The 10,924-nt window shown below is 74.9% G+C and carries 12 protein-coding genes; 11 read left to right on the plus strand and 1 reads right to left on the minus strand.

Annotation, left to right across the window (positions count from 1 at the left end):
- From V7E45_RS34445 to V7E45_RS34485, 9 genes are all read left to right on the plus strand, one after another.
- Positions 1–740: S9 family peptidase (locus V7E45_RS34445; protein WP_333778181.1), on the plus strand; the 740-nt coding region annotated here is incomplete at its 5' end.
- On the plus strand, positions 737–1,660 hold the full coding sequence (locus V7E45_RS34450; protein ID WP_333778182.1) for a S66 peptidase family protein: 924 nt from the start codon (positions 737–739) through the stop codon (positions 1,658–1,660). The genes V7E45_RS34445 and V7E45_RS34450, both read left to right, overlap by 4 nt.
- Before the next feature lie 38 nt (positions 1,661–1,698).
- Positions 1,699–2,253 carry a GNAT family N-acetyltransferase gene (locus tag V7E45_RS34455; RefSeq protein WP_333778183.1) on the plus strand — a complete coding sequence of 185 codons (555 nt, stop codon included), beginning with the start codon at positions 1,699–1,701 and terminating at the stop codon, positions 2,251–2,253.
- A gap of 165 nt (positions 2,254–2,418) precedes the next feature.
- Positions 2,419–3,441: a 1,2-phenylacetyl-CoA epoxidase subunit PaaA gene (gene paaA / locus V7E45_RS34460; RefSeq protein WP_333778185.1), complete on the plus strand. Its 1,023-nt coding sequence runs from the start codon at positions 2,419–2,421 to the stop codon at positions 3,439–3,441.
- Positions 3,438–3,740, plus strand: coding sequence for a 1,2-phenylacetyl-CoA epoxidase subunit PaaB (gene paaB, locus V7E45_RS34465; protein WP_333778186.1), 303 nt, complete (start codon positions 3,438–3,440; stop codon positions 3,738–3,740). The genes paaA and paaB overlap by 4 nt, the downstream gene beginning before the upstream one ends.
- A 9-nt stretch (positions 3,741–3,749) precedes the next feature.
- On the plus strand, positions 3,750–4,583 hold the full coding sequence (paaC, locus tag V7E45_RS34470; RefSeq protein ID WP_333778187.1) for a 1,2-phenylacetyl-CoA epoxidase subunit PaaC: 834 nt from the start codon (positions 3,750–3,752) through the stop codon (positions 4,581–4,583).
- Complete coding sequence (gene paaD, locus V7E45_RS34475; RefSeq protein WP_333778188.1) at positions 4,577–5,092, plus strand: 1,2-phenylacetyl-CoA epoxidase subunit PaaD; 516 nt, start codon at positions 4,577–4,579, stop codon at positions 5,090–5,092. Before paaC ends, paaD begins: the two co-directional genes overlap by 7 nt.
- A complete protein-coding gene (paaE, locus tag V7E45_RS34480; protein ID WP_333778189.1) occupies positions 5,092–6,210 on the plus strand; it encodes a 1,2-phenylacetyl-CoA epoxidase subunit PaaE in 1,119 nt (372 codons plus the stop codon). The genes paaD and paaE overlap by 1 nt, the downstream gene beginning before the upstream one ends.
- Before the next feature lie 105 nt (positions 6,211–6,315).
- Positions 6,316–8,301 (plus strand): DUF5107 domain-containing protein, encoded by a 1,986-nt coding sequence (locus V7E45_RS34485; RefSeq protein WP_333778190.1) that lies wholly within the window; start codon positions 6,316–6,318, stop codon positions 8,299–8,301.
- Between the two features lie 13 nt (positions 8,302–8,314).
- Here V7E45_RS34485 and V7E45_RS34490 read toward each other — a convergent pair whose 3' ends face one another.
- Positions 8,315–8,662 (minus strand): VOC family protein, encoded by a 348-nt coding sequence (locus V7E45_RS34490; protein ID WP_333778191.1) that lies wholly within the window; start codon positions 8,660–8,662, stop codon positions 8,315–8,317.
- A 94-nt stretch (positions 8,663–8,756) separates the two neighbouring features.
- On the opposite strand from V7E45_RS34490, the gene V7E45_RS34495 reads away from it, so the two are divergent.
- A complete protein-coding gene (locus V7E45_RS34495) occupies positions 8,757–9,188 on the plus strand; it encodes a phage holin family protein (RefSeq protein ID WP_333778192.1) in 432 nt (143 codons plus the stop codon).
- A 340-nt stretch (positions 9,189–9,528) separates the two neighbouring features.
- Positions 9,529–10,924 (plus strand): NAD(P)/FAD-dependent oxidoreductase (locus V7E45_RS34500; protein ID WP_333778193.1); only part of this gene is annotated, 1,396 nt, incomplete at its 3' end.

The raw sequence follows: 10,924 nt of genomic DNA on the forward strand, positions 1-10,924 counted from the left end.
GTGGGGCCGCCGGCGAGCTGCCGCCCTACGTCGTCTGGGCGCACGGCGGCCCCACCGGCCGGGTGCCGCAGGTGCTGGACCTGGAGATCGCCTACTTCACCTCGCGCGGCATCGGCGTCGTCGAGGTCAACTACGGCGGCTCCACCGGGTACGGCCGCGCCTACCGGGAGCGGCTGCGCGAGCAGTGGGGCGTGGTCGACGTCGAGGACTGCGCCGCCGTGGCGCGGGCCCTGGCCGAGGAGGGCACCGCCGACCCGGACCGGCTCGCCGTCCGGGGCGGCAGCGCGGGCGGCTGGACCACCGCCGCCTCCCTGACCGGCACCGACGTCTACGCCTGCGGCACGATCCTCTACCCCGTCCTCGACCTCGGCACCTGGGGGCCGGGGGAGACCCACGACTTCGAGTCGCGGTACCTGGACTCCCTGATCGGGCCGCGCGAAGAGGTGCCCGAGCGGTACGCCGAACGCTCGCCCACCGCGCACGCCGACCGGCTCTCGGTGCCTTTCGTCATGCTCCAGGGCCTGGACGACGTGATCTGCCCGCCCGCCCAGTGCGAGAGCTTCCTCGCCGCCGTCCAGGGCCGGGGGGTGCCGCACGCCTACCTCACCTTCGAGGGGGAGGGGCACGGATTCCGCCGGGCCGAGACCATGGTGCGCGCCCTGGAGGCCGAACTGTCCCTGTACGCCCAGGTCTTCGGCCTGGACGTGCCCGGCCTGCCCGAGCTGGAGCTGCGCCCGTGAGAGAGCTGACACGGCCGGCCCGGCTCGCCCCGGGGGCACGCGTGGCCGTGGTCGCCACCAGCGGGCCGGTGCCCGAGGAGCGCCTGCAGTCGGGCCTCGACGTGCTGCGCGGCTGGGACCTCGACCCGGTGGCCGGCCCCCATGTGCTGGACCGGCACGGGGAGTTCGGATACCTGGCGGGCACGGACGCGGACCGCGCCGCCGACCTGCAGAACGCCTGGTGCGATCCGTCGGTGGACGCGGTGCTGTGCGCCCGCGGCGGGTACGGCGCGCAGCGGATGGTCGACCTGCTGGACTGGGAGGCGATGCGCGCGGCCGGTCCGAAGGTGTTCGTCGGCTTCAGCGACCTCACCGTCCTGCACGAGGCGTTCGCCACCCGCCTCGGGCTCGCCACGCTGCACGGGCCGATGGCGGCGGGCATTGACTTCATCAAGAACGAGCGGGCCCGGGCGCACCTGCGGGCCACCCTGTTCGCCCCGGAGTCCGTCCGCACCATCGCCTCCGGCGGCGGCGCCCTCGTGCCCGGCCGGGCCCGCGGTGTCACCCTGGGCGGCTGCCTGTCGCTGCTCGCCGCTGAGCTCGGCACCCCGCACGCCCGGCGCTCCGCGGCCGGCGGGCTGCTGTGCCTGGAGGACGTGGGCGAGGAGCCGTACGCGCTGGACCGCTGCCTCACCCAGCTGCTGCGCGCGGGGTGGCTGGAGGGGGTGCGCGGGGTGCTGCTCGGCTCCTGGGAGCGGTGCGGCCCCTACGAGCGGCTGCGGCCGGTGCTCGCCGACCGCCTCGGCCCGCTCGGCGTCCCCGTCGTCGAGGACTTCGGGTTCGGGCACGGCGACGGCGCGCTGACCGTCCCCTTCGGGGTCGCGGCCGAACTCGACGCCGACGCCGGCACGTTGACGCTGGACGAGCCCGCGCTGCGCTGACGCCGGGCCGCCGCGCGCGGGCCGCGTAGGCTGGCCGGATGCCGAACCCCGCCGCATCCCGCTACCTCGCCGAGGGCCCGCGCGTGGCCATCCGCCCCTTCACCCCCGAGGACGGACCCGAGTTCACGGCCCGGGCCCGGCAGAGCAAGGACCTGCACCGGCCGTGGCTGTTCCCACCGGACTCCGAGGAGGGCTACGCGGGCTACGCCGCCGCGCTCGTCGAGGATCCGGCCAGGGCCGGCTTCCTGGTGTGCGAGAAGGACAGCGGGGCCATCGCCGGGTTCATCAACATCAACAACATCGTCCGGGGCGGTTTCCGGTCCGGCGCCCTCGGCTACGGCGCCTTCGCGCACGCGGCCGGCCGCGGCCTCATGCGCGAGGGCCTCGACCTGGTGATCGGCCACGCGTTCGGGCCGCTGGGGCTGCACCGGCTGGAGATCAACGCGCAGCCCGGCAACACGGCGTCCATCGCGCTGGCGCGCGGGGCCGGCTTCCGCCTGGAGGGCTTCTCGCCGGACATGATCTTCATCGACGGGGCCTGGCGTGACCACGAGCGCTGGGCGCTGACCGCGGAGATGCGGCGCACCGGCTGACCGGTCCCGGCAGGAGGCTCCGCCGGGCCTACCGCTTCGAGCCGGAGCGCCGGAGCGCCGGACCGCCTCCGAGCCGGACCACTTCCGAAACGAACCACTTCCAAAACGACGGGAACTCGTCCTATCATGGACCGAACGAACGGTCGGTTGGGATTGGTGGTAGGGATGACTGCACGGCAGGCCGGGCCCGACCCGGCGGGCGACGCGCCGCCCGGACTCCAGGAGCGCTTCGACGACACGATCGCGCGCGACCAGCGGATCGAGCCCCGCGACTGGATGCCGGACGGCTACCGCAGGACCCTGATCCGCCAGGTCGCCCAGCACGCGCACTCCGAGATCATCGGCATGCAGCCGGAGGGCGAGTGGATCACCCGCGCCCCCTCGCTGCGCCGCAAGGCGATCCTGTTCGCCAAGGTCCAGGACGAGGCCGGCCACGGGCTGTACCTGTACTCGGCCGCCGAGACCCTGGGCGCCGACCGCGCCGACCTGACCGAGCGGCTGATCGAGGGCCGGCAGAAGTACTCCTCGATCTTCAACTACCCGACCGTGTCCTTCGCCGACGTCGGCGTCATCGGCTGGTTCGTGGACGGCGCCGCCATCTGCAACCAGGTGCCGCTGTGCCGCAGCAGCTACGGCCCCTACGCCCGGGCCATGGTCCGCATCTGCAAGGAGGAGTCCTTCCACCAGCGGCAGGGCTACGAACTGCTGATGACGATGATGCGCGGCACCGACGCCCAGCGCGCCATGGTCCAGGACGCGGTGGACCGCTGGTGGTGGCCGTCCCTGATGATGTTCGGCCCGCCCGACGACGCCTCGCCCAACTCGGCGCAGTCCATGGCCTGGAAGATCAAGCGGCACAGCAACGACGAACTGCGCCGGCGCTTCGTCGACATGACCGTGCCGCAGGCCGAGAAGCTCGGCGTCACCCTGCCCGACCCCGAGCTGCGCTGGAACGAGGAGCGCGGCCGGTACGACTTCGGCACCCCCGACTGGTCCGAACTCAAGCGGGTGATCAGCGGCGACGGGCCGTGCAACGACGAGAGGGTGGCGCGGCGCCGGGCCGCGCACGACGAAGGCGCCTGGGTGCGCGAGGCAGCCGCGGCGCACGCCGCCAAGCAGGCGGCCAGGACCACGGCCGGGACGGACACCGGGGCGGACACCCGGACGAAGAAGGGTGCGGCGGCATGAGCGAGACGCGGACGAAGCGGGACGGCTGGCCGCTGTACGAGGTCTTCGTACGGGGCAAGCGGGGACTCAACCACGTGCACGTCGGCTCCCTGCACGCCGCCGACGACCGGATGGCCCTCACCCACGCCCGCGACCTGTACACCCGGCGCAACGAGGGCGTCAGCATCTGGGTCGTGCGCTCCGAGCACATCACCGCCTCCACGCGCGACGAGAAGGACCCCTTCTTCGACCCGAGCGCCGACAAGGTCTACCGGCACCCCACCTTCTACGACATCCCCGACGACGTCCCGCACATCTAGGAGCAGGTCATGAGCGACGACCACGTCTACCTGTCCCTGGCCGAGGGACACGACGACAGCGACGCCCGCTGGGCCTTCGGCACCGGCTTCGAGGACCCGCTGCACGGCGTCAGCACCGCCGTCCCCGAGGGCGTCGACCGGGCGGAACTGGCCGCGACCTGCCTCGCGCTCGGCGACGACGCCCTCGTCACCGCCCAGCGGCTGGCCGAGTGGACCACGCGCGCCCCGGAACTGGAGGAAGAGGTCGCCCTCGCCAACCTCGGCCTCGACCTCCTCGGCCAGGCCCGGCTGCTGTACGCCCGCTGCGGCCAGGTCGACGGCACCGGGCGCGACGAGGACGCCTACGCCTACTTCCGCGACGCGGACGACTTCCGCAACGTCACCCTCGCCGAACTGCCCAACGGGGACTTCGCGTTCTCCATGGCGCGGCTGCTGCTCCTGGCGAGCTGGCGGCTGGCCCACTTCGAGCGGCTCGCCGGCTCCGCCGACCCGGTGCTCGCCGCCGTCGCCGCCAAGGGAGTCAAGGAGCTGACCTACCACCGGCAGTACGCCGCCGAGTGGGTCGTCCGGCTCGGCGACGGTACCGAGGAGTCCCACCGGCGCATGCAGAGCGCCCTCGACCAGGTCGTCCCGCACCTGCGCGAGCTGTCCGCCGCCCACGACGCCGGGGAGCCGGTCCTCGCCGTGCTGCGGCAGGTCACCGACGCGGCCGGCCTCACCCTGCCGGACGTGCCGCGGGAGCCGGCCGGTTCGGGACGCGCGGGCGAGCACACCGAGCACCTCGCCCCGCTGCTCGCGGAACTGCAGAGCGTGGCCCGCGCCCACCCGGAGGCGACATGGTGACCGCCCTCACCGACGCCCGGCGCGCCCGGCACCTCGCCGAGCAGGTGCCCGACCCGGAGCTGCCCATGCTCACCCTCGCCGATCTCGGCGTGCTCAGGGACGTGCGGGTGACACCCGAGGGCACGGTCGTCGCCGATCTCACCCCCACCTACTCCGGCTGCCCGGCCATGTCCGAGATGCGGGCCGGCGTGGCCGCCCGGCTCAGGGGCGCCGGCTACGAGCGCGTCGAGGTGCGCACGGTCCTCGACCCGCCCTGGACCACCGACTGGATCACCCCCGAGGGCCGCCGCAAGCTCGCCGAGCACGGCATCGCACCTCCCGGACCCGCGCCGCGCCCCGCCCCCGGCCCCGTGCCACTGGTCCTGTCGGCGACCCGCCGGACCGTGCCCTGCCCGCGCTGCGGCGACACGGACACGGAGGAGACCTCCCGCTTCGGCGCCACCTCCTGCAAGGCGCTGTGGCGCTGCCGCGCCTGCCGCGAACCGTTCGAGTACGTCAAGGAGATCTGATGGAGGACCTGCTGGCGCCCGCCGACGCGGCCCCCGCCCCGGTGCGCCGCACCCGCCGCCGCCCGGCCTTCCACACCCTGCGGGTGGCGGCCGTGGAGCGTCTGTGCGAGGACGCGGTCGCGGTGAGCTTCGACGTACCCGCCGAACTGGCCGAGGAGTTCGCCTTCGAACCCGGCCAGTCGCTCACCCTGCGCCGCCGGGTGGACGGCCGTGACGAGCGCCGCTCGTACTCGATCTGCTCACCGGCCGGCTCCCGGCCCCGGATCGGCGTACGCGTCGTCCCCGGCGGCCTGTTCTCCTCCTGGCTGGTCGACGAGGTCGGCCCGGGCGACACCGTCGAGGTGATGGGCCCGGTCGGCGCCTTCACCCCCGACCTGACCGTCCCCGGCCACCACGTGCTGATCGCCGCGGGCTCGGGCATCACGCCGATGGTCTCCATCGCCGAGTCGGTCCTCGCCGCCGACCCGACCTCGCAGGTCACCCTCTTCTACGGCAACCGCCGCACCGACACGGTGATGTTCGCCGACGAACTCGCCGACCTCAAGGACCTCCACCCGGCCCGCTTCCAGCTCGCGCACGTCCTGTCCCGGGAACCGCGCGAGGCCGACCTGCTCACCGGCCGCCTGGACGCCGACCGGCTGGCCGCGCTCGTCGACGGCCTGGTCGACGTCTCCACGGCCGACCACTGGTGGCTGTGCGGCCCGCACGGCATGGTCCTCGACGCTCAGCGGGTGCTTTCGCAACTCGGCGTGCCGGCCGACCGCGTCCACCAGGAACTCTTCTTCGCCGGCGAGGAGCCCGTCGCCCCCGTCCGGCACGCCGAGCCCCGCGCGGACGGTCCGGTCAGCGAGGTCACCCTCGTCCTGGACGGCCGGTCCACCACCTCCCCGCTCTCCCGCGAGGCCACGATCCTCGACTCCGCCGCCCGGGTCCGCCCCGACCTGCCCTTCGCCTGCAAGGGCGGCGTCTGCGGCACCTGCCGCGCCCACATCACCGAGGGCAAGGCCGACATGCGCCGCAACTACGCGCTGGAACCCGCCGAGGTCGACGCGGGCTACGTCCTGACCTGCCAGTCCTACCCCGTCTCCGACACCCTGACCGTCGACTTCGACAGCTGACCCCGACAGCCGGCACAGGCCCCGGCCCGGCGATCCGGGCCGGGTCCGCCTTTGCGCAATCCTGACCGGCAGCTCCCCTGGCCGACTCACCGCACGCCGGGTTCCATGGTCGTCGTGACGGAGATCCGACGTGAGGTACTGACCCTGCCCGCCGCGCGGTTGGGCCCCGACAACCCCCTGCCCCCGCTGCGCCCGCTCGACGAGGTCCACCGCATCGACGACCGGGAACGGGACGACATGCCCCGGGACATGGCCCGGCAGATCGGTCTCGAACCGCTGCGCAGCCTGCTGCCCGAACGCGTCCGCGACGGGTACGGCAGAACCCGCGAACCGATGTCCCTGGACGCGCTGGTGATCGAGAACGACCGGCTGCGCGCCACCGTCCTGCCCGGCCTCGGCGGCCGCGTCGCCTCCCTCCTCCACCTGCCCACCGGCCGCGAACTCCTCTACCGCAACCCGGTGTTCCAGCCCGCCGACTTCGCCCTCAACGGCGCCTGGTACGCCGGCGGCATCGAGTGGAACATCGGCGCCACCGGCCACACCGCCCTGTCCTGCGCCCCCCTGCACGCCGCCCGGGTGCCGGCCCCCGACGGCGGGGAGATGCTGCGCCTGTGGGAGTGGGAGCGGCTGCGCGACCTGCCCTTCCAGGTCGACCTGTGGCTCCCGGACGGCTCCGACTTCCTCTTCGTGGGGGTCCGCGTCCGCAATCCGCACGAGCACCCGGTCCCCGCGTACTGGTGGTCCAACATCGCCGTCCCCGAGGACGTGCGGGTCCTCGTGCCCGCCGAGGAGGCCTGGCTCCCCCACTTCGTGGGAGGCACCCCCCTCGGCCACGAGGGCCGGCTGCGCCGGGTGCCCGTCCCCGCGTACGACGGCATCGACCGCACCTACCCCCTCAACAGCCGCTACGCCGCGGACTACTTCTACGAGGTCCCCGACGGGCGGCGCCGCTGGATCGCCGCGCCGGCCGCGGACGGGCACGGCCTGGTGCAGACCTCCACCGACGTGCTGCGCGGCCGCAAGCTGTTCGTGTGGGGCAGCGGTCCGGGCGGCCGGCGCTGGCAGGACTGGCTCACCGAGCCCGGCACCGGCGGCTACTGCGAGATCCAGGCCGGGCTCGCCCGCACGCAGCTGGAGCACGTCCGGCTCGAACCGGAGAGCGAGGTGTCCTGGCTGGAGGCGTACGGCCCGCTCGACACGCCCCGCGAGGGGGAGTGGACCGAGGTCGTCCGGGCGGCCGAGGAGCGGCTGGCGGCCGTGCTGCCGCGCCGGCGCGTCGAGGAGGCGTACGCGGCCTGGAAGCCGTACGCCGACACCGAACCCGGCGAGCGCCTGGCCACCGGCTCCGGCTGGGGCGCGCTGGAAGTGCTGCGCGCCGACTGGAAGCTGCCCGGCACACCGTTCCCCGAGTCCACGCTCGGCGAGGACCAGGCGCCCTGGGCCGAACTGCTGCGCACCGGCTCCCTGCCCGAGCCGCGCCGGGTCCGCCCGCCGCACCCGACGCTGGTCGCCCCGCACTGGCGGGACATGCTGGAGACCGCGCCCGCCACCCCGCACACCGAGTACCACCTCGGCGTCGCCCAGTGGCACGCCGGCGACCGCGCCCAGGCGGTCCGCAGCTGGGAGCGGGCCCTTCCGCTCGCCCCCTCGCAGTGGCCGCTGCTGCGCTGCCTGGGCGTCGCCGACCAGGAGTCGGGCCACCTGGAGCGCGCCGCCGACCGGTACGCGGAGGCCTTCGAGGACATGTGCCGCGAACGCCGGGACGACGGCGAGAGCTGGACGGCCGCCGTGGCCGCGCTCGGCCGCGAGACCCTCCAGGCGCTGCTGCGGGCCCGCCGGACGGCGGACGCCCGCGCCGTGTGGGAACGGCTGCTGCCCGCCGTCCGCCGGCGCGGCCGGTTCCGGCTGCTGGAGGCCGAACTGCTGCTCGCCGAGGGGCGCCGCGCGGAGGCCCTCGCCGTCTTCGGGCCGGACCTGGAGGTCGCGGACCTGCGCGAGGGCGACGACGTGCTCGGCCGGCTGTGGGCCCGGCTCACCGACGAGCCGCTGCCCGCCCGGCTCGACTTCCGGATGCGGCCTGACCTGCCCTGAGACCGCGGCCGGATCAGCCCGTCTGGTCGACGTACTCGAAGATCGAGCCGTCCGGGTGCATCGCGAGCAGGTTCCGGCCCGCCGGGGTCGGCACCGGCCCGGCGATGATCCGGGCGCCCAGACCCGTCAGCAGCCGGTGCGCCTCGGTCACGTCCTTCACCGCGATCGTGGCCGCCACCTTGCGCAGCACCTCGAGCTCCGCCTCGGGACCGCTCATCAGCAGGAAGGAGCCGATCGCGGCGACCTGGACGCCGCCGCGCCCGAACCGCAGCGCCGTGCCGCCCGTGAGACATTCGTAGAAGGGGATCGCGGTGTCGAGGTCGTCGACGCAGATGCGCAGCGAGGCGCCCAGAATCTCCATGCGGGCGAGCCTAGTTGGGGCGCGGCCCGGCCGCACCGGCTCCGCCCGCGGGCCGCCGCCGTTACCCGCCGGATGCCGCGGGTACCCGCTTTCCATGGACCGTTTGGATCACCTGGAACATCTGGACAAGCACCTCGTCGAAGAACTGGCACAGGTGGCACGCGAGACGGTACGCGACGAACTGCGTGAGCAGAGCCGCAAGCAGCGCCGTACGGCCATGCTCTACGCCGCCTCGGGCGCCGTCGCCCTGTACGCGGGCGGTGCCCTGGCGATCGCGCTGGGCCTCGGCCTCGCGGCGGGCCTGCCCGGCTGGGCGGCCGCACTGATCACCGCGGCGATCCTGGGCGTGCTGGCCTATCTGCTGCGCGGCGCCGCCCATCCGAAGCACCCGCACGGCGCGGGCCCGGGTGGCGGTGGCCCGGCGGCCGCCCCGCCCGGCGGACTCGGCATGCGGTACCCGCCGATGCCGTCCGAGGCCCCGTCCCGTCCCGACATCGACCCCGAGGGCCCGCACCACCGGGCCTGACCTCGGCCGGGCCCGACCGCGGCCACGCACGACACGGCACGCGCCGAGGGGCGCGGGAGACCTCCCGCGCCCCGCACCGTGTTCCCCGACCGCGGGCCGGCCGTCCCAGCCGGTGAGCCGCGGCGGCACCCTCGCGCGGGGGAAGTCGAAGAAGCCGCGCCGGCCGGCGCCGATCCGGTGGACGTACACCCGGTCGGAAACCGTGGTCGGAGATCCACAGGGCCTCGACCCGGCGAAACGCGGGCCCGTGCGGGCGTCCGGGTGAGCCCCGCGGCGTTTGGGTGCCCCTGCCCCGGTTACGCGGAACACCTCGGAGGAGCCACACCGCCGGAGGCGCACCGTGAGTCGTCCACGTGTCGTGATCGTCGGCGCCGGTTTCGCCGGGTACCGGGCTGCCCGCACCCTGGCCCGCGTGACCCGGGGCCGTGCCCACATCACGCTGCTCAACCCGACCGACTACTTCCTCTACCTGCCGCTGCTGCCCCAGGTCGCCGCCGGGGCCCTGGAGGCCCGCCGGGTCACCGTGTCGCTGGCCGGCACCCTGCCCGGGGTACGGCTGCTGCTCGGCGAGGCCGGCCGGGTCGACCTGGACGCGCGCACGGTCCACTACACCGACCCCGAGGGCGGCACCGGTGCCGTCGGCTACGACCGGCTGGTGCTGGCCGTCGGCAGCGTCAACAAACTGCTGCCGGTCCCCGGCGTCGCCGAGCACGCGCACGGCTTCCGCGGACTGCCCGAGGCGCTGTACCTGCGCGACCACGTCACCCGGCAGGTGGAGCTGGCCGCCGCGACCGGCGACCCCGCGATCCGTGCCGCGCGCCGCACCTTCGTCGTGGTCGGTGCGGGCTACACCGGCACCGAGGTGGCCGCGCAGATGCAACTGCTCACCGACAGTCTCGCCCGCCGGCACCTGCCCGGCGGGACCCGGCCGCGCTGGATGCTCCTGGACGTCGCGCCCCGGGTGCTGCCCGAGATGGACGAGCGGCTCTCCCGTACCGCCGACCGGGTGCTGCGGGCGCGCGGCGTCGACGTGCGCATGCGGACCTCGGTGAAGGAGGCCACCCCTGACGGGGTGCTGCTCACCGACGGCGAGTTCGTGGCGTCGCGGACCCTGGTGTGGTGCGTCGGGGTCCGGCCCGACCCACTGGTCGAGGCCGTCGGGCAGCCGCTGGAGCGCGGACGGCTGATCGTCGACCCGTACCTCCAGGTACCCGGCCGCCCGGAGGTGTTCGCCTGCGGCGACGCGGCGGCCGTACCGGACCTGGAGCACCCGGGCGGGTTCACCCCGATGACCGCCCAGCACGCCTGGCGGCAGGGCAGGGTGGCGGGCGAGAACGTGGCCGCCGCCCTCGGCCTCGGCCGGCGCCGGCGCGCCTACCGCCACCGCGACCTGGGGTTCGCCGTCGACCTCGGGGGCGTCCACGCGGCCGCCAACCCGTTCGGGGTGCCACTGTCCGGCCTGCCGGCCGGTCTGGTCACCCGGGGCTACCACCTGGCCGCGCTGCCCGGCAACCGCGTCCGTGTCGCCGCCGACTGGCTCCTGGACGCCGTGCTCCCGCGCCAGGGCGTCCAGTTGGGCCTCGTGCGGTCCTGGGCGGTGCCGCTGGACACGGCGTCCCCCGAGCTGCCCCGGGTACCCGCGGGACCGGCCCCCGCCCCGGCGGGGCCCGGCGGGCGCCCCCGGGCTGCTCGGCATGCGGGAGCGGGTCACCGCGCTGGGCGGCACCCTGACCACC

Source organism: Streptomyces sp. IBSBF 3136 (genome assembly GCF_036815105.1).
Classification (GTDB): domain Bacteria; phylum Actinomycetota; class Actinomycetes; order Streptomycetales; family Streptomycetaceae; genus Streptomyces.

What these genes read in the sequence shown, in the direction of transcription:
- V7E45_RS34490 (WP_333778191.1), bottom strand. Translation starts at nt 8,662, where the DNA reads ATGGAGATTCTGGGCGCCTCGCTGCGCATCTGCGTCGACGACCTCGAC.
- paaC (WP_333778187.1), top strand. Translation starts at nt 3,750, where the DNA reads ATGAGCGACGACCACGTCTACCTGTCCCTGGCCGAGGGACACGACGAC.
- paaA (WP_333778185.1), top strand. Translation starts at nt 2,419, where the DNA reads ATGACTGCACGGCAGGCCGGGCCCGACCCGGCGGGCGACGCGCCGCCC.
- paaD (WP_333778188.1), top strand. Translation starts at nt 4,577, where the DNA reads ATGGTGACCGCCCTCACCGACGCCCGGCGCGCCCGGCACCTCGCCGAG.
- paaB (WP_333778186.1), top strand. Translation starts at nt 3,438, where the DNA reads ATGAGCGAGACGCGGACGAAGCGGGACGGCTGGCCGCTGTACGAGGTC.
- V7E45_RS34495 (WP_333778192.1), top strand. Translation starts at nt 8,757, where the DNA reads ATGGACCGTTTGGATCACCTGGAACATCTGGACAAGCACCTCGTCGAA.
- V7E45_RS34485 (WP_333778190.1), top strand. Translation starts at nt 6,316, where the DNA reads ATGGTCGTCGTGACGGAGATCCGACGTGAGGTACTGACCCTGCCCGCC.
- paaE (WP_333778189.1), top strand. Translation starts at nt 5,092, where the DNA reads ATGGAGGACCTGCTGGCGCCCGCCGACGCGGCCCCCGCCCCGGTGCGC.
- V7E45_RS34455 (WP_333778183.1), top strand. Translation starts at nt 1,699, where the DNA reads ATGCCGAACCCCGCCGCATCCCGCTACCTCGCCGAGGGCCCGCGCGTG.